Genomic DNA, 16,664 nt, shown 5'->3' on the forward strand with positions numbered 1-16,664 from the left:
CTCCCCTTTATATACACAATTTTATACAATCACATTAAAATATTTGGAGGGGCTTGTCAATATTTTTTTCATCCACCATTCAGGTTATTGCACTATAAATAATACTATGCTGTATTCTCCGCTGAAACAATTTGGACTTTAAAACGATCTGGATCATAGAAAGTTACCCTTATTTCTTCACCACATCGTTCTTCTAAAAATGCTACTTGATAAAACTCTAACTTTTTCTTGATCCGCTCAATGTTTGTAGTTCTTAAAAATATTTCCTTCACTGATGATGTGACGGTCTCTCTATATTCTCCCAGTCCCCTGTTTACAACAAAACAAATTCTCGTTGAACCAACATCATACCAAACACCTGTTACACGTAATTGTGGTCTTTCCTTGCTTGGCTTAAAGCCTAGAATCCCTTCGTAAAAGTATAATGTTTCCTTTAAATTTTTAGATTCTAATACAATGCATGTTGTAATCCTTTCCATCCGCACTCCTCCTGTCTCTATTAGTTTTCTATATGTGTCATAAATCTTAATTATGTACGAATACAATACGTAGTGATGAATATTTCATTAATAAAGGAGGCGTATAACATGGATAAATACATGAAATCCTACATACCTTATCATGGTCCAAACGATCCTTGTCCTCCAATTGGGAAAAAATATTACTCAACTCCCCCCCACTTATATATGGGCTTTCAACCAGCTAATTTACCCCAATTCCCACCAAAAGAAGCTTTAAGAAAAGGGACTCTATGGCCAGCATTTTATGATTACTATGAAAATCCTTACAAAAAAGGACGGTGAATAAAAACGTGACACAAACATTGCCTAATGAATATTACAAATGGATTGAAGAACTGCAAGAACTAGACTTTGTCTTAGTTGAACTTACCCTCTATTTAGATACGCATCCCGACGATACTGCCGCTATAAATCAATTCAATGATTTTTCTTATAAACGAAGAGTACTACAACAAAAAATTGAAGAAAAATACGGACCACTTCAGCAGTTTGGAAATAGTTATTCTAACGCCCCATGGGAATGGAGCAAAGGACCGTGGCCATGGCAAATATAAAGGAGAGAAACTATGTGGATTTATGAAAAGAAATTACAATATCCTGTTAAAGTAAGTACTTGTAATCCCGCACTCGCAAGATTATTAGTTGAACAATATGGTGGTGCGGATGGTGAATTAGCCGCTGCTCTTCGCTACTTAAATCAGCGTTACACGATTCCTGACAAAGTCGTTGGCTTACTAACTGATATCGGTACAGAAGAATTCGCACACCTAGAAATGATCGCTACAATGATTTATAAATTAACAAAAGATGCAACACCTGAACAAATGAAAGCTGCTGGATTAGACGCACAGTACGCTAATCATGATAGCGCTTTGTTTTATCATAATGCTGGTGGCGTTCCTTTTACTGCTACTTATATTCAAGCAAAAGGAGATCCTATCGCAGATTTATATGAAGATATTGCTGCTGAAGAAAAAGCAAGAGCAACTTATCAATGGCTCATTGATTTATCTGACGATCCCGACATAAATGATAGCTTGCGCTTTTTACGTGAACGAGAAATTGTCCATTCACAACGTTTCCGAGAAGCAGTTGAAATTTTAAAAGAAGAACGCGATCGAAAAATTTATTTTTAATACACGTATCCTGGCGATATGTGTTTTTTTACGTTTAAAGTTAAATCCTTCCTATTAAACATATAAATAGTATATTTATTCGATTTAATGCATTATTTTTTAATTTTTTCACAATTCCCTATTGCTTTCTAGTCATCAGACCTTTAAAATAGTAACAGTTACTCGACAAATTGTTTGAATTTTCGACAAAAATACTCATTAGGAGGATTTTCTTTATATGCGTACAACTTTAAAGCCAGCGCAAATACTTTCGATTAGTTTATTACTATTCGCAGTTTTCTTCGGTGCTGGTAATATGATTTTCCCGCCCCTTCTCGGTCTTTCTTCCGGAGAAAATATGTGGGTTTCCATTACAGGATTTATTATTACAGACGTCGGTTTATCTTTACTAGCTATCGTCGCTGTTGCCCTTGCCGGTGGTAGTTTTAATACTTTAGCAAGCCGTGTTCATCCAAAATTCGCAGCAGTATTCGCTATCATTATTTATCTTTCAATCGGCCCACTATTTGTTATTCCACGAACTGGATCTGTATCTTACGAAATTGGGATTGCACCACTTTTCCCGGACCAATGGTACTCTATGTTAATTTTTAGTGCTATTTTCTTTACAGTCGTCTACTTCTTATCATTAAATCCATCAAAATTAGTAGATCATATTGGAAAAATATTAACACCAATTTTACTTGTAATTATTGCAATTATGGCAACAAAAGCGATTCTTTCACCAGGAGCGTTTGCAGAACCTGTTGGTGACTATAAAGAAATCCCATTTTTCAAAGGATTTCTTGAAGGGTTTTTAACGTTAGATGCAATTGGCGCACTTGTATTATCAACGATTGTTGTAAATGCAATTCGCCAAAACGGTATACAAGAGAAGAAATCTATTGCGAAATATACCATTATTTGCGGTAGCATTGCAGCTCTATTTTTAACAATTGTTTATTTCTTACTCGGTTATATCGGCGCTTCAAACGGTAATCTAGGACAATTCGAAAACGGTGGTCAACTATTAGCTACTGTTATGTACCAATTCTTTGGGACAAGTGGGAATGTTTTATTAAGTATCGCCATTATCTTCGCTTGTTTAACGACAGCAATCGGCGTTGTAAGTGCATTCGCAAACTATTTCGCAACAGTACTAACAAATATTTCCTACAAAAAACTCGTACTATACGTTTGTATCTTTAGCTTCGTTATTTCAAACTTAGGTTTAAGCTTATTAATAAAAATTACATTACCTGTATTAATTATTTTATATCCAATTACGATTATTTTAATTTTCGTATCATTTATAGATAAATATACGAAACGTAAACCTTCTGTCTACATCGGAGCAATGATCGCAGCATTTATTATTAGCTGTATTCATGCACTGGATAATGTGGAAATGATACCAGGTTTTATTGCTAATATTGTACACACCATTCCTTTTTATAACTTAGGAATTGGCTGGATTATCCCGGCAATCATCGGTGGTATAATGGGATACTTTATTCCACAAACAGAAGCTAAAGGTGAAGTTTCTACAAAATAAAGAAAAGAAGCAAGCAGTAATTGTGCTTGCTTCTTTTTTATTTTCACATCGTATGTTTAAAAGTAAATAACTCTTCTTTTGACTGCACAGCAGATTGTTCCTCTTCTACAACATCCTTCTTTAGCTCTCCTCCTAACCTTACTTTCATCATCGCCTCTTCGATACTTTTTACAATCATATTTCCTGAAAAAATAGTAAGTCCAAAAAATGTAATCGGAACGAGAGGGATCCACGGATTCACTGTTAATGACCTAAAGTATACTCCAATTAAACCTGACCATTCATGCGTATAAGATTCCACCTCTTTTATTTGTCCACCAAACATTACAGTCCCACCAAAGAACACTTCAAGTAATCCTAAGTGCAGTAAAATAGTAAGAGTCTGCGTAAACTGCTGAAGAAATACGAGTATAAACGGCATATAGAGATGCGGAAAAATATGTTTTATAACAATATGTCTTCTCGATCCACCTAATATGCGCGCGGCATCAACAAATTCTTCCGTTCGCAATTTACGAACTTCCTTCGCAACATACAGTGCAATAACTGGCATTACAAGCAGTACAAGTAATACCACTTGAAACGAAGCCCTTTCAAAAAAGGTTGTTGTCTCCTCTCCGCTTCCAAATGCATTTGCAGATTGAAGAAAAAAATACGCAATCATAACTGTCGGAATAACTGTAAAACTATCAAAGAAAGCCTCAATTTTTGAAAATCCTCTTTTTATATACGTTCCGAGTACGACACCGAAAAACACACCTATTACCATTCTAAGTGCCGCAATTAAAATAGATATACCAATCGTCCACTTCGCGCCTTCAATGACTAAATGTAACAGGTCATACCCTTTCCGGTCTGTCCCGAGTAAAAATTGTAATGAAGGTGGAAACGGTGGCACTTGTGGATTTTCATCCGCATCATATTGCAATGTAACTTGTCTAATATGTCCATCATTCCATAACGTATTTCCGATGCTCAAAAGAACTAATAGGAGAAGAAACCCAATGCTTATCCAAAATCTTTTATCGCGTTTTATATACGTCCACATATTATAGTCTCTCCTTCATCGCAGCTGGAATGAGATAATGAAACAATTTAAACAAAATAAAAATCGGAATATAAATAAGCAGCACACTAACGATGAAAACCTCAACTCTAATACCGAAATACGATTTCAAAAACATAAAAATACCACCCGTATTAAAAATCCATTCTATAATATATAAATTAGATAACATAAAAAAGATATTCGTTTTCGCAAAGAATAATGTACTAAGCAACACATTTCGTAAAATATGACGATTTAAAATATGAAAGCGCCCCAGCCCTTTCGCCTTAGCAAATAGTACATAATCTTTTTCTAGTTCATTTTCAAAACGAAGCACGACCATTTTTACAAACATAATCGTAGTCGGGATGCTCAAACACAATATTGGCAATCCTCTAATCGACTCGCCTCCGATTGACGCAATTTGAAAAGGTAAAAAGCCTGTTTGTTTAAAAACCCATACAACTAAAATTTGCGATAACAAAATAAGTAAAATGTCTGGAATAGATTCTAGGAAGATAAGAAATGATTTAATACGATGTTGTATACGAGGTGAACTACTCATAATGACATAAACAATACAAAATGCTACAAATAATGAAATGAAAAAAGCAGCTAAAAATATAACAATTGTTTCTTTATAATGAACAAACAACTGCGGAAATAAAAATTTATCTCCCACATATTTAAAATTGGAGATGTCCATTAAATTCACAAACACTTCTTTTAAACTCTTTATGTACTGTGATGCATGCAGCTCAAATCCATAAAATAGTTTCGGCAATGTCCCTAAACAAATAATCCCCAAAATCGAAATAATAAATTGAACCGTCACTTCCATCCCATTCAGAAAAACTTTTTTGACCACGTTTTCCCTTCTCTCTCTATATAATTTACCTTCTAATTTTATTCTTAATTTTCTGAATTGTAAATATTTATATAAAAAAATCACTAGGTTATGATCCTAGTGATTCTTTATGCGCATGCCCTTCTCTTTTCGCAAACGGCATATACAAAATAAAACATCCAATAAGCGCTGCGAGTTCTAATGAAATAATATAGTAAGGGTGCGGCCCTAACATATCGAGTAATGAAGCTGTTTCTGGCTTACGAGCTAAAAACATATAATTACCGCCTGTTTTGTAATTCACAAACGAAGCAATTGGAATCAATATGTTTAAAAATATCATTGTGCGTTTAATAGATTGTACTGTCGGACGATATCCTTCCACCCAAGTCATAAAGAGTGGTGCCCAAATGAGCAATATATGCGCGATAAAATATTCAATGAAACGAAAATGCGGAAAAGCATATTGCAAGTTTGGTGTTAACATAGCTTGTGATGCACCAATAATTCCCGTAAAAAATACAATCTCATATATGCGGTAACTTTTCGTTACAATCATAATCGATGCTAACAATAAACTAATCGTACATAACTCAAATGGTAATGAAGTGCCTAGTTCAAAAATCCCTGCTTTCCATTCCCACATATGAAGCCCAATTTCGCTTCCAATAAATAAAAATGCAATCACATATCGAACCGTTATATTCCACTCACTTTGACGTAATATATCTTGGTATTGATACAGAAAAATGATCCCCACCAACATAATAAATAATATAATGGCATGTTGCCTTGAGTATGGAATAAATGGTTTTAATGGATGCGCACTAAAATAAGCTTCCATCTTCCTTCCTCCTCTCCTTCATACAATATTATTGTAAGAAAGAAACAACGAGTCAATTCATTTGCTTAGGCTGGGACAACCTCTACCTTACATTTACATATTCATACCTTACAAAACTGTAAGGTTATTGTAAGCTAAAACGATTTGTCAGATTCTTCACCTCTTTTATACTTAATGTAGATACTAATACGAACGAAAAGGTGATAAATAGATGAAGAAGAAAAATAAAGTGTTAATTACTAGTGTAGTAGCAATTGGAATTGCAGCTGGATCATATTTTGCATTTGCTGGTGGCGGTGGTTCAGAAGTAGCAATGGCATATAGCGGTTATAAAGTTACAGAAAAACAAATTGAAAATGCACAAAAATTTGGTGGCGAAGTAATCCCAAGTGGAATTGAAACAATCTCATTTGATCCAACAAAAGGTACGTACGAATTAGCTGTAAAAAAAGGTGACGAAGTAAAAAAAGGACAGCTTCTATTTAAATATAATGATCCTACTGCGAAACAAGGTGTAACAGAAGCAGAAATGCAAAAAAAAATCGCACAAAAAGAAGTAACATTGTTCCAAAAACAGATTGATGCAGCGAAACAAAAATTACAAAAAGATAAAAATGCAGGCCTTCCTGCTGAAGCATTAAAAGCTTCAGAAATCGAAGTGCAACAATTAGAATCACAACTTGAAATGAAAAAATTTGAAGTTGAAAAATCTGATGAACTAATTAAAGCAGCAAAAGAGAAAGTAAACACGCTTTCTGTAACGAGCCCTACTGATGGCGTAATTGATGATATCGTAAAAACTGCTGATGAAAAAACAGGTATGAGCGGCATTACACTTCGTCACGCTGGTCCATTTAAAGTAAAAGGTCAACTTTCTGAATATGAGCTTGCTAGTATGAAAGTTGGGCAAGAAGTAACTGTTTCATCAAAAACTGTCGCTGGTAAGACTTGGACAGGAAAAGTAACAGAAATTGGCTCTACACCATTAAAGAGCATGGACGAAAACAAAACAGTTTCTAACTATCAATTCACTGTCACATTAGACAATAGTGAAGAATTACAAAACGGCTTCCACGTATACGTAACAAGTAAATCTGGCGAAGCAACTGGTACGATTGTTCCGAAGAGCAGCATCGTGAAAAAAGATAACAAAAATGTTGTCTTCGTTGTAAAAGACGGTAAAGCGAAAGAACAAGCAGTTACTGTTGAGTTCGAGACAGATAGCGAAGCAAAAGTTTCTGGAGTGAAAAAAGGAGAGCAAATTATCTCTAAACCTGAAAAAGACTTAAAAGATGGTATGGAGGTTGTCGTTGAATGATTAACTTAAAAGGCATCACGAAATCTTTCCAAAATGGTGCAGAGTCCGTTCAAATATTACACGGCATTGACGTAACACTGAACCAAGGAGAATTCACTTCTATTATGGGACCATCTGGTTCTGGTAAATCAACATTAATGAACATTATCGGTTGCTTAGATAAACCAACGACAGGTGCGTATGAACTGGCTGGTCAAAATATTTCAAACATGTCTGAAACAGAACTTGCACGCGTTCGTAATAAAGAGATCGGGTTCGTATTCCAAAACTTCATGTTATTACCGAGACTTACAGCACTTCAAAATGTAGAGCTACCTCTTATTTACGCTGGAGTGGATAAAAAAGAAAGACGTGAGCGCTCATTAGCTGCTTTAACAAAAGTAGGTTTAGCTGATCGTGCTACTCACCTGCCGAATGAATTGTCAGGTGGACAAAAGCAGCGTGTCGCAGTCGCACGTGCAATCGTAAATAACCCAAAATTCATTTTAGCCGATGAACCGACGGGGGCACTTGATACGAAAACAAGTACACAAATTATGGACCTCTTTTACGAATTAAACAAACAAGGCTCCACAATCATTATGATTACCCATGACCGTGAAATCGGGGAAGCTGCAGCACGTCAAATTGTAATTCGTGACGGAAATATCGTCCAAGATTGGAGAGGTTAATTTTGAACACGAGTGAAAATATACGCATGGCCCTTTCCTCTATCTTTGCCCATAAAATGCGTTCTATCTTAACGATGCTAGGAATTATTATCGGTATTAGTGCCATTATTACTATCATTTCAATGGGTGATGGTACAAACGCAAAGTTTAAGAAAGAGTTAGGCCAAGGAAAAGATAATGAAGTAACGATTTACTACAAAAACCCTGATTATGGACCAGACAACGCCAAAATTACAGCCGATATGCTGAAACGTCTTCAAACTGTACCAGGCGTTAAAGATGTGTATCCAGATGTAAGTATGAAAGTAAAAGCCTCTTCTGGTTCAAAAGATGTCTCCCTTGATTTAAAAGGTGGAACAGGCGCCTTTATGACAGATTCGAAAATAAAATTAGTTCACGGTCGCGAATTAAACGACAGCGAATTAAACCAAGCAGCTCCTGCTGTTATATTAAATGAAGAAGCTTTCAATAAACTATTTAATGGCTGGGAATCAAATTTATACACGGATATAAAAGGAAAACCTTATAAAGTAGTCGGTGTGTACGAAACGAAAAATGAGTTTGGAATGGCTATGTCAGAAGGTTATACATCACTTGAAAATGCCCCTGTAATTTCAGGAGTAACTGAGTATGACTCAGTAAAATTAACACTCGTTTCTCCAGCAGAACGTAAAAGTGTAGAAAAACAAGCCGTTTCTGTTTTAAACGAAATGAAAGCTCCTAAATTTGAGCACAAATTCGAAGCACAAGACTTAGGTGAATTTACGAAGCAATTAGATGAATCCATCGGTATGATGAAAATGGTATTCGGTGGTATTGCTGCTATCTCCTTACTTGTTGGTGGTATCGGTGTAATGAACATTATGCTTGTATCTGTAACAGAACGTACACGTGAGATTGGTATTCGTAAAGCACTTGGTGCAACGCGCGGTAAAGTATTAACACAATTCTTAATCGAATCTTGTATTTTAACAGGACTCGGTGGTTTCATCGGATTCATGCTCGGTATTTTCTTCGCTTGGATTGTCTCAATCTTTGCTGGATGGCCACTCGTTGTCTCAAAAGAACTTGGACTTCTTGCAGTAGGTATCTCAATGTTAATCGGTATTATATTCGGTTTACTGCCAGCTAACAAAGCTGCAAAACTTGATCCAATTGAATGTTTACGATATGAATAAACAAAAACGTAGGAGTTTACACTCCTACGTTTTTGTTTATCTATTAAATCGTGTTTCTTCTATTATATATGTTTCACGTTATCAACACCTTTAATTATTTTAACCTACTAAAGCTATTATAGAATCCTATTATTGCAAAAATAATATGTGATGACCTAAAATCAAGGCGTAATTTTTTCCATACCTCGACTTATTTTGTAACAATTATGGCGATTTTTTATTGATTTTCACCTCATTTATATTTCTCCACAACTAAAATAGTTATTTTTACATAACTACTTTCCTGTTCCAACAACAAAACACGCTATTTTTGTAACACCACAGAAACATTTGTGTAACGATACAGAAACATTATTAACCTATTAGAAATTGAAATACTCCCCTTTTTATGTATCGTATGCTCAAACCTCCCCTAAAAACTATAAGAAAGCGCTTTTAGGATATTACTGGAATTATTACAGAATATTAATGCCCCGTTACGAAAGCTTTGTAATTCTATGTTTTTCGCAAATAAGAAAATAATGGTTGCTATAATGAGGTCAACGAAAACAAATGCAATGGAGGCTATTATGAAAAAATTTATGGGTATAGCAACAGCAGCGGTTTTTGGTCTTGGGATTTTCACAACATCTGCTAAAGCAGAAACAATCGTAACGACTGATGTACTAAATGTACGAGAAAACCCAACTACTGAATCAAAAGTTGTAGGAAAATTATTAGATGGATATAAAGTAGATGTTTTACATACAGAAAACGGATGGTCAAAAGTTAAATTGAATAGCGGTAAAGAAGCTTTCATAAGCGCTGACTATACAAAAGACACTTACTATGTAACAGCAAACGTATTAAACGTACGTGCTGGTGCAAACACAGACTCAGAAATTCTTGGTAAGTTGAAACAAGATGATGTAATCGAAACAACACACCAAGTGCAAAATGACTGGATTCAATTTGAATATAACGGAAAAACAGCTTATGTTCATGTTCCTTACTTAACAGGTAAAGCTCCAGTTAAAGTTCAACCAGCAGTTAAAGTTGAAAAAGTAACTAAAGTTCAAGATACAGCTAAAGTTCGTGAAGCAGTTAAAGCCGGGGAAGTAGCTGAAACGCAAGCAAAAGCTAAAGCTCAGGAAGCAACTAAAGCTCGTGAAGCAGCTGAAGCTCAAGCAGCAGTTAAAGCACAAGAAGCGGCTAAAGCTCGTGAAGCTGCTAAAGCTCAAGCAGAAGCTAAAGCTCAGGCAGAAGCTGAAGCTCAAGCAGAAGCTAAGGCCGAGGAAGCAGCTAAAGCTCGTGAAGCTGCTAAAGCTCAAGAAGCAGCTGAAGCTCAAGCAGCGGCTAAAGCTCAAGAAGCAGCTAAAGCTCGTGAAGCGGCTAAAGCTCAGGCAGAAGCTCAAGCAGAAGCTGAAGCTCAAGAAGCAGCTGAAGCTCAAGCAGAAGCTAAGGCTCAAGAAGCAGCTAAAGCTCGTGAAGCTGCTAAAGCTCAAAAACCAGCTACACAACAACCTGTTGCAAAAGAAACTGAAACAAGTGCACCATCATCTTCTCGTGAGTTACGCGTTGTAGCAACAGCTTACACAGCAGATCCACTTGAAAATGGTTATAAAGCAGGCGACCAAGTAAAATCAGCTTTAGGTCACAACTTAACAGCTAATCCAAACATGAAACTAATCGCAGTTGATCCAAGTGTCATTCCATTAGGTTCAAAAGTATGGGTTGAAGGTTACGGAGTAGCAATCGCTGGTGATACTGGTGGAGCTATTAAAGGAAATAAAATCGACGTTTTAATGCCAGACAAAGGTACATCAAGTAACTGGGGACGTAAAACAGTTACAGTAAAGATTTTAAACTAATTACTATATAAAAAAAGAGTCAGTCTCATTGTTGAGGCTGACTCTTTTTGCGTTCCTTCTCTTTTCATAAAAATGTCACAGTAAATGAAATTATATCAACGATTTTTCAAATATATCTATCGTAACCTACAATATATCAACGATTTTCCGAATATATCTATCGTAACTTATAATATATCAACGGTTCGACAAAAGATATCGATTTACCGACAAACTTTGACATTAAAAAAATACTTTATAATAAAAAGGCTGCCCAAAATTTGGACAACCTCCTTCTCTTCCCTATTCCACACAAGTAAACTGTGTCCAAGCTCCTACATAATCTAGTAAGAATAACTCTTCTTCCGCAATTGTACCGACAATATTTTTCCGTTCATCTATCGGCATTTCTTTTAAAATGATTTGCAGTTCGCCTTTATACTTACCAAATGAGTTGTTCCCAATTACAACTTGCCCTCTTTCCTGTCGTACGCTTTCGCGCACTGGGAAGTCATAGTCTTTGTATTTTTTACGCACTTCTGTAGAACGTACCATATGTTCTGTTATGTCGCCGCGTCTTACGTGTAATTCTTGCAGTGTTGCTCTCTTCTCTACTTCAGTTGCTTCGTCTACAAAGTGTACCTTTAGCTGTAACATGTAACGATTTAAGTTTCCTAGTTTCTCTAACTCTTCTTCACTCGCATAAGCATTTCCGATAATAACATCATCAATAAGCCCTGTCGCCCATAAATGTTTCGCTTGTACTTCAATCGGTAAGTTACGATGTTGTTCTAACGTACATAATCCGTCATTAATATCCCATGGACCGATTTCAGCTGCATGTGACGTAATAAATGCTGCTGTGCGAATACCGTGTTTTTTAAAGCGTTCACTACAGCGAATGAAATAATCATACGGAAGTCCAGTAAATTTTTGCGGATAGAAGTTATGACAACCGATTAAAGCTGGCTTATTCGCCTGATGTGAAAGGATATTTTCTAAGTATGCAATATCATTACTTACGTTCAGTTCAATTTTTAAGCCATACGGATTATTCGTCATTTTCGCTTCTGTTAATCCATCAAAACCTAAATCTAAACGAATACCGTCTGCACCTAACTCTGCAAAGAATGATAGATCACTATAGCTAATACCAAGTTGATCGAATACTGCCGGAGCTACATCTAAAATAACTTCCATATTGTTATCTTTTGCATGATTAATAATTTCTTTAAATTCAGCTACAATTTCTTCTTTTGGACGATTCACAGATAATAGACATGTGAATATTCTTGAAAAACCGTGGCGTGCCGCTGCCGAAATGTATGCCATATCTTTTTCTTTCGTTGAATGCTCTGGATAAAGTGAAATTCCTAATTTACGCTCCATGCTTTTGCATCTCCTTCACACGTTGTATTAATGCCATACTTGTAAATCGATATTTTGCAGATAAACATGTTGCACATAAAATTGTCGGTACAATGATAACGTACGGTGATTGCAAGCCTAGCATTACATATGCACCCATTGAACTACCGATAAATAAAATTGATACTAGTAGTAAAACGAATAAAGATTTACTTTGTACCCATTTGGAATAATGTGCGATACACTGCCCCGCCACGAATGTAATTAAGATGATAATTGCTCCGAGCATTCTGTTTTCTCCTCTCCTGCTAATTGTTGTTTCTCATACATTTTGAAGAATGGATAGTAAATAACGAATGAGATAACAAAGTTAACAAGTACAAGTACACCAGCCATAATTGTCCAGTCTGTACTAATAATCGCTGCAATTGGTGCTAACATCGTAAATGGCAATTTCGCCATCATCAACGGAATCATACCTGAAACAACTGCGAAATATGATACTGTCGTTGTAACTAACGGTGTAATAACGAACGGAATAATTAAGATTGGGTTCATTACAATTGGTGCCCCGAAAATAATTGGTTCGTTAATATTGAATAAACCCGGCACGAATGATAATCTACCTAACTCTTTTAGGAACTTAGATTTAGAGAACATAAACATAATAACTAAAGCTAACGTTGAGCCTGATCCACCGATCCATACGAACCATTGAATAAATTGCTCTGTAAATAAGTTTGGTAATTGATGTGCATTTCCTGTAGCTGTGAATACTTCCATATTTTCAAGAATTGCTGAATCCCACATCGGACGAATGATTGGTCCTAAAATCGCAGGTCCATGTATACCGAATGACCAGAAGAACACGATTAAGAATACTGTTAATAAACCGCCGAATAAATTATTTCCTACTAATACTGATTTTAGTGGTGCGATTAAATATGTGATTGTTGTATTCACATCAAATTTTAAACCGTAACGAATGCCCCAGAATAAAAGAATAACGACTAAAGTTGGAATTAATGCTGCAAACGAGTTTGCAACTGCTGGTGGTACACTGTCTGGTAATTTAATTGAGATATTATGTTTAATCATAAAGTGATAAATTTCTACTGCAATTAATGCTGTAACAATTGCGCCGAATAAAGACGTTGCACTTAATGTTCCTACTGAAATGTATCTTCCCGCATCAATAACACCTGGTACAGCTTTCGTAATTTGAATTGGTTCAACTGATGCTAGTAAAAAGGCGAGTACAGATAATAACCCTGCACTTAACTGATTGAGCTGGTAAAAATTCGCGAGTGAAGCCCCTACCCCAAATGCTGCGTATAACGCCATTAAACCTACTGTAAATCGGAATGGAATATCTAAAATATGGCGAAACGGTGCAATCCACTCCATATATGCATCAATTGGTAAATTTAAAAAGATAACGAAAAATGATCCGACAATCGTTAACGGCAATGTAGAAATAACTCCGTTTCGAATTGCTAATAAATGTCGTTGTCCTGCAATTTTTTGCGTTGTTGGCATAATCTTTTGTTCCATAAAACTCATAAAACCATTCATCAATACCCCTCCTCTTTCTCTTTACTACGAAAGAACAAAATAAAGTTATAACATTATAATGTTTATATTTAAAAAAATATAATTATGCTAAAACTAATTGTTCTGCTTGTTTCAGTACTTTTAAACCATCACACATGCCATAATCTCGTTGTTCTATAATTGCAACCGGTATATCGTATGAATTCGCAAGAAACTGTACCGCTGGAAACAAGTACTTCACCTGTGGCCCGATTAAAACAACATCAGCATGTTTTATTTCTAATTTCACAAGTTCTGAATCCACTGCTTTAATTTTATAATCCTTCCCTTGTTTCATTGCCTCTTCTTGCATTTTTCTTACAACCATACTCGTCGACATGCCTGCTGCACAACATAATAAAATGTACATCTTATACTGTCACTTTCTCTTCCACTCGTTTATGAAGAGTAATAAATTCTGCAGCAAGTTCCTTCACTGTAATTGCATTCATTAAATGATCTTGTGCATGCACTAACAGTAAACTGATTTCTGCATGATTTCCTCTCGCTTCTTCTTGAATTAAGTCTGTTTGAATACGATGAGCCGCTGTAATTTCTTCACTAGCAAGTGTCATTTTTTCACTCGCATTCTCAAAATCTCCTTGTCTTGCAAAAGCAATTGCTTCAAGCGCCGCGCTTCTCGCGTTACCACCATGTAAAATTAACGCAAATGGAGTTTGCATATCAGTCATTTTAAATTCCCCCAAGCTATCTTTTTTCTATATTTTTATCTTATTATGAAAACGCATACAATTAAACATAAAAAACTTCCGTTGTGTAACGGAAGTTTTTACATACTTTTCTTATATAGATAGTAATACCTCTTGAAAATCTTCAATTCCTTTAGCCTGCGTTAATTTCTCTATCGCACTTTGACTAGACATAATATCATATAAAAAATCATAAAGCTTTTGTAAATCTTCATTATTATTGCGCTTTACACTAAATAAAATAATAACTTGTACTTTCTTATCTCCCCATTCAACCGCTTTCTCAAGTGTACAAAACATCAAAAAAGTTTTCTCACTTAATAACTGCATCGGATGAGGAATCGCAACTAAATTCCCAACCGCTGTCGGAGATGTATTTTCTCTTTCTATAACAGAATCATAAAAGTTTTCTGGTACATAATTTTTCTCAGCAGCTTTCTCACATAAAAATTGGATAACCTCTTCCTTCGTAGAAGCGCTATAATTTAAGAAAATCAAATCTTCCTTCATATATTGCTGCACACTATTATTCACATGCGTAAACAACTGCTGACCAATCGATTTAATCTCTTTATCATCAAATATTGAATTCACTTTTATAACTGGTACAGGCAAACCACTCGGTATATGAATCGTACTAATAATACAATCTATCTTTCCTTTATAAAGGTCTTCTACTTTCAATTGATAATAGCCTGTAATCCCTACAATTTCTAATTTATCTCGGAACTGTGATAGAATTTTATATTTCAATAGCTGGGCGCTTCCTTGACCAGTCGCACAAACTAATAAACATCTTTTCTTTTGGTTCTGTTCCTGTAAACGACTCATCGCTCCGCCGAAGTGAATCGCAATATAACCAATTTCACTTTCCGAAATCGATTCTCCCGTATATTCACCAATTATATCTCCAACGAGAACCGCAATTTCAAAAGCATAAGGATAATTCTTTTTCACTTCTGCCAAAAGAGGATTTCTCGTATTTAACTTATACTTCAAACGGTTTAATAACGTTTTTAAATGAACACCAAATCCAAATAATAATTCTTCATCATAATAAAAAATAAGATTCCGTTCTTCCGCTACTTTAAAAAGAATATGTTGCATGAATGCATATAAATCTTTCCCTAATAATTCTTCCACATTTTCATAACGATCTTTCGCTGTAACAGCAGTACTTAATACATGCATTGTTACATATAAAACTTCTTCTTCTGGAAATGAAAGATGCAACTCATTCTCTAAATCCCCTAAAATCTCTTTCGCAATTGTATATTCTTTCTTTATGATAAGTTCAGCTTGCTCCGCATTCAGTCCTTTTATATAATGTTGATCTTCACAACGCCTTAATGCAATTGCAATATGAATGACTAAATTATCAATTTCAATATCTGATAAATATATCGTTCCTCCCTCGATATACTTTAATATAACCGAACGGATAAGCGGTATATGAGGTAACGATAAATATGTATCACTCTGCTCAAATTGCTCATGAAACGGAGTATGGTCATAACGCGGTAAACCATATTGTGATAAACAAGAACGAATATGAAACTCCTCTCCCACAATACGTATACCATAATACGGTCTCTTTTCAATTTGTAATTTATAACGACTACATATATCTGTAACATCTTTCATAATTAAATTTACAGTCGATTTACTTACATAAATCTCCTCTGCTAACTGTGAAAGCTTCACATATCCCTCTGTCGTTACAATACGCTGCAGAATGTACGCTATCCTTTCTTGATAAGAAGTTGGGATCTTTTCCGTCTGTTTTTGAAATAGACTCACGCAAAACTCTTCAAACTTCTTCGCTTGTATAATTTCTAGTTCGTATCCAGTCCCTCTTTGCGATTCAATCTTCGCTCCGTGTTCTTCCAATATATCATTTAATAATTTTATATCTTTTTGAATCGTCTTCGTTGATACATGTAAACGGCTCGCTAAAAAAGCTCGATTTAACATCGATTTCTCGTCTAAAAACTCTTCTAAAATAGAAATTAATCGCTGATGCACCTTTGTCATAGCTCTTCCTCTCGCTCTTTATAGATAAAGGGA

18 protein-coding genes are annotated in these 16,664 nt (G+C 35.4%); 8 read left to right on the top strand and 10 right to left on the bottom strand.

The genetic code is table 11. The annotated features are described in order from the left end of the window. Window positions 1–104: 104 nt before the first annotated feature. On the bottom strand, window positions 105–479 hold the full coding sequence (locus QCI44_RS24100) for a VOC family protein (protein ID WP_353811479.1): 375 nt from the start codon (window positions 477–479) through the stop codon (window positions 105–107). Window positions 480–587: 108 nt separating this feature from the next. Here QCI44_RS24100 and QCI44_RS24105 point away from each other — a divergent pair, with 108 nt between their 5' ends. The 4 genes from QCI44_RS24105 (at window position 588) to brnQ2 (ending at window position 3,191) form a co-directional block, all read left to right on the top strand. Beyond that, the gene (locus QCI44_RS24105; protein WP_000362186.1) at window positions 588–803 is read left to right on the top strand and encodes a spore coat associated protein CotJA; all 216 of its coding nucleotides are present in this window, start codon (window positions 588–590) and stop codon (window positions 801–803) included. 8 nt (window positions 804–811) lie between these two features. Beyond that, on the top strand, window positions 812–1,075 hold the full coding sequence (locus QCI44_RS24110) for a spore coat protein CotJB (RefSeq protein ID WP_000194957.1): 264 nt from the start codon (window positions 812–814) through the stop codon (window positions 1,073–1,075). Window positions 1,076–1,087: 12 nt separating this feature from the next. Then, on the top strand, window positions 1,088–1,657 hold the full coding sequence (gene cotJC, locus QCI44_RS24115; protein ID WP_016089202.1) for a spore coat protein CotJC: 570 nt from the start codon (window positions 1,088–1,090) through the stop codon (window positions 1,655–1,657). 217 nt (window positions 1,658–1,874) lie between these two features. Next, window positions 1,875–3,191 carry a branched-chain amino acid transport system II carrier protein BrnQ2 gene (brnQ2, locus tag QCI44_RS24120; protein ID WP_016136525.1) on the top strand — a complete coding sequence of 439 codons (1,317 nt, stop codon included), beginning with the start codon at window positions 1,875–1,877 and terminating at the stop codon, window positions 3,189–3,191. Between the two features lie 43 nt (window positions 3,192–3,234). On the opposite strand, the gene QCI44_RS24125 is transcribed toward brnQ2, so the two are convergent. The 3 genes from QCI44_RS24125 to QCI44_RS24135 form a co-directional block, all read right to left on the bottom strand. After that, window positions 3,235–4,239: an ABC transporter permease gene (locus tag QCI44_RS24125; RefSeq protein ID WP_061672631.1), complete on the bottom strand. Its 1,005-nt coding sequence runs from the start codon at window positions 4,237–4,239 to the stop codon at window positions 3,235–3,237. 1 nt (window position 4,240) lies between these two features. After that, a complete protein-coding gene (locus tag QCI44_RS24130) occupies window positions 4,241–5,107 on the bottom strand; it encodes an ABC transporter permease subunit (protein WP_016089204.1) in 867 nt (288 codons plus the stop codon). Between the two features lie 88 nt (window positions 5,108–5,195). Next, the gene (locus QCI44_RS24135) at window positions 5,196–5,930 is read right to left on the bottom strand and encodes a YwaF family protein (protein ID WP_353811480.1); all 735 of its coding nucleotides are present in this window, start codon (window positions 5,928–5,930) and stop codon (window positions 5,196–5,198) included. A gap of 211 nt (window positions 5,931–6,141) precedes the next feature. On the opposite strand from QCI44_RS24135, the gene QCI44_RS24140 reads away from it, so the two are divergent. The 4 genes from QCI44_RS24140 (at window position 6,142) to entC (ending at window position 10,947) form a co-directional block, all read left to right on the top strand. Further along, entirely contained in the window at window positions 6,142–7,248 is a 1,107-nt protein-coding gene (locus tag QCI44_RS24140; protein ID WP_016089206.1) for an efflux RND transporter periplasmic adaptor subunit, read from the top strand. Beyond that, a complete protein-coding gene (locus tag QCI44_RS24145) occupies window positions 7,245–7,919 on the top strand; it encodes an ABC transporter ATP-binding protein (RefSeq protein WP_000609098.1) in 675 nt (224 codons plus the stop codon). The genes QCI44_RS24140 and QCI44_RS24145 overlap by 4 nt, the downstream gene beginning before the upstream one ends. Before the next feature lie 26 nt (window positions 7,920–7,945). Then, window positions 7,946–9,097, top strand: coding sequence for an ABC transporter permease (locus tag QCI44_RS24150; RefSeq protein WP_431154278.1), 1,152 nt, complete (start codon window positions 7,946–7,948; stop codon window positions 9,095–9,097). 446 nt (window positions 9,098–9,543) lie between these two features. Further along, window positions 9,544–10,947, top strand: a complete 1,404-nt coding sequence (gene entC, locus QCI44_RS24155; RefSeq protein ID WP_353811535.1) for a cell wall-binding protein EntC — start codon at window positions 9,544–9,546, stop codon at window positions 10,945–10,947. A gap of 282 nt (window positions 10,948–11,229) precedes the next feature. Here the strand turns inward: entC and QCI44_RS24160 are convergent, their stop codons facing one another. From QCI44_RS24160 to QCI44_RS24185, 6 genes are all read right to left on the bottom strand, one after another. Further along, complete coding sequence (locus QCI44_RS24160; protein ID WP_353811481.1) at window positions 11,230–12,315, bottom strand: DUF871 domain-containing protein; 1,086 nt, start codon at window positions 12,313–12,315, stop codon at window positions 11,230–11,232. Beyond that, window positions 12,305–12,583 (bottom strand): hypothetical protein, encoded by a 279-nt coding sequence (locus QCI44_RS24165; protein WP_016089211.1) that lies wholly within the window; start codon window positions 12,581–12,583, stop codon window positions 12,305–12,307. The genes QCI44_RS24160 and QCI44_RS24165 overlap by 11 nt, the downstream gene beginning before the upstream one ends. Further along, window positions 12,559–13,869, bottom strand: coding sequence for a PTS sugar transporter subunit IIC (locus QCI44_RS24170; protein WP_001013048.1), 1,311 nt, complete (start codon window positions 13,867–13,869; stop codon window positions 12,559–12,561). Before QCI44_RS24170 ends, QCI44_RS24165 begins: the two co-directional genes overlap by 25 nt. 82 nt (window positions 13,870–13,951) lie before the next feature. Next, on the bottom strand, window positions 13,952–14,257 hold the full coding sequence (locus QCI44_RS24175) for a PTS sugar transporter subunit IIB (protein WP_033659631.1): 306 nt from the start codon (window positions 14,255–14,257) through the stop codon (window positions 13,952–13,954). 1 nt (window position 14,258) lies between these two features. Further along, window positions 14,259–14,579, bottom strand: coding sequence for a PTS lactose/cellobiose transporter subunit IIA (locus QCI44_RS24180; protein WP_016133680.1), 321 nt, complete (start codon window positions 14,577–14,579; stop codon window positions 14,259–14,261). A gap of 111 nt (window positions 14,580–14,690) precedes the next feature. After that, window positions 14,691–16,631, bottom strand: a complete 1,941-nt coding sequence (locus QCI44_RS24185; RefSeq protein ID WP_016089214.1) for a BglG family transcription antiterminator — start codon at window positions 16,629–16,631, stop codon at window positions 14,691–14,693. Window positions 16,632–16,664 lie beyond the last annotated feature (33 nt).

The organism is Bacillus cereus group sp. RP37, from assembly GCF_040459695.1.
Taxonomy (GTDB): domain Bacteria; phylum Bacillota; class Bacilli; order Bacillales; family Bacillaceae_G; genus Bacillus_A.

What these genes read in the sequence shown, in the direction of transcription:
- QCI44_RS24105 (WP_000362186.1), top strand. Translation starts at nt 588, where the DNA reads ATGGATAAATACATGAAATCCTACATACCTTATCATGGTCCAAACGAT.
- QCI44_RS24180 (WP_016133680.1), bottom strand. Translation starts at nt 14,579, where the DNA reads ATGACTGATATGCAAACTCCATTTGCGTTAATTTTACATGGTGGTAAC.
- QCI44_RS24100 (WP_353811479.1), bottom strand. Translation starts at nt 479, where the DNA reads ATGGAAAGGATTACAACATGCATTGTATTAGAATCTAAAAATTTAAAG.
- QCI44_RS24125 (WP_061672631.1), bottom strand. Translation starts at nt 4,239, where the DNA reads ATGTGGACGTATATAAAACGCGATAAAAGATTTTGGATAAGCATTGGG.
- cotJC (WP_016089202.1), top strand. Translation starts at nt 1,088, where the DNA reads ATGTGGATTTATGAAAAGAAATTACAATATCCTGTTAAAGTAAGTACT.
- QCI44_RS24140 (WP_016089206.1), top strand. Translation starts at nt 6,142, where the DNA reads ATGAAGAAGAAAAATAAAGTGTTAATTACTAGTGTAGTAGCAATTGGA.
- brnQ2 (WP_016136525.1), top strand. Translation starts at nt 1,875, where the DNA reads ATGCGTACAACTTTAAAGCCAGCGCAAATACTTTCGATTAGTTTATTA.
- QCI44_RS24170 (WP_001013048.1), bottom strand. Translation starts at nt 13,869, where the DNA reads ATGAATGGTTTTATGAGTTTTATGGAACAAAAGATTATGCCAACAACG.
- QCI44_RS24135 (WP_353811480.1), bottom strand. Translation starts at nt 5,930, where the DNA reads ATGGAAGCTTATTTTAGTGCGCATCCATTAAAACCATTTATTCCATAC.
- QCI44_RS24160 (WP_353811481.1), bottom strand. Translation starts at nt 12,315, where the DNA reads ATGGAGCGTAAATTAGGAATTTCACTTTATCCAGAGCATTCAACGAAA.
- QCI44_RS24150 (WP_431154278.1), top strand. Translation starts at nt 7,946, where the DNA reads ATGGCCCTTTCCTCTATCTTTGCCCATAAAATGCGTTCTATCTTAACG.
- QCI44_RS24185 (WP_016089214.1), bottom strand. Translation starts at nt 16,631, where the DNA reads ATGACAAAGGTGCATCAGCGATTAATTTCTATTTTAGAAGAGTTTTTA.
- QCI44_RS24175 (WP_033659631.1), bottom strand. Translation starts at nt 14,257, where the DNA reads ATGTACATTTTATTATGTTGTGCAGCAGGCATGTCGACGAGTATGGTT.
- QCI44_RS24145 (WP_000609098.1), top strand. Translation starts at nt 7,245, where the DNA reads ATGATTAACTTAAAAGGCATCACGAAATCTTTCCAAAATGGTGCAGAG.
- QCI44_RS24165 (WP_016089211.1), bottom strand. Translation starts at nt 12,583, where the DNA reads ATGCTCGGAGCAATTATCATCTTAATTACATTCGTGGCGGGGCAGTGT.